The 611-nt window shown below is 44.4% G+C and carries 1 protein-coding gene; it reads right to left on the bottom strand.

Annotated elements, in window-relative coordinates; all coding sequences use genetic code 11:
• Nucleotides 1–611, bottom strand: a 611-nt coding sequence (locus MM236_RS19620; protein ID WP_241276700.1) for a hypothetical protein, incomplete at both ends; no start/stop codon positions are given.

Here is a 611-nt window from a genome sequence, read left to right as displayed (position 1 = left end):
CCACATCTCCATCCTCGTTTACATAAGAGAAATCAGTCCCGTCAAAAGTCACGTTGCCTGCTACATTCTCGGTGATAAATGTACTCAATAGCTCTCTGACGTCTCCATCTTGGATGATCGTCTCAAATTCGCTGATCACCGCCGAAGGGATATCTATCAATACTCCAGGTGCGATCGGATTGCCATCTACATCTATGCTCTCTTCGTTGTAGTAGGTATATGTTCCATTGGAAGTATCCAAAAGTAGCGTTATCGTCTCATTGGCTTTTACGATCTCGGATAGGTTGATCGTTTCCAAATCTCCGTCCTCGTTTACATAAGAGAAATCAGTCCCGTCAAAAGTCACGTTGCCTGCTGCATTCTCGGTGATAAAGGTACTCAATAGCTCTCTGACGTCTCCATCTTGGATGATCGTCTCAAACTCGCTGATCACTGCCGAAGGGATATCTATCAATACTCCAGGTGCGATCGGATTGCCATCTGAATCTATGCTCTCTTCGTTGTAGTAGGTATATGTTCCATTGGACGTATCCAAAAGTAGTGTTACTGTCTCATTGGCTTTTACGATCTCGGATAGGTTGATCGTTTCCACATCTCCATCCTCGTTTACA

This window comes from Belliella calami, assembly GCF_022549695.1.
GTDB lineage: Bacteria > Bacteroidota > Bacteroidia > Cytophagales > Cyclobacteriaceae > Belliella > Belliella calami.
The sequence above is the reverse complement of the archived record's forward strand: the minus strand, read 5'-3'. Positions and strand labels throughout refer to the sequence as shown.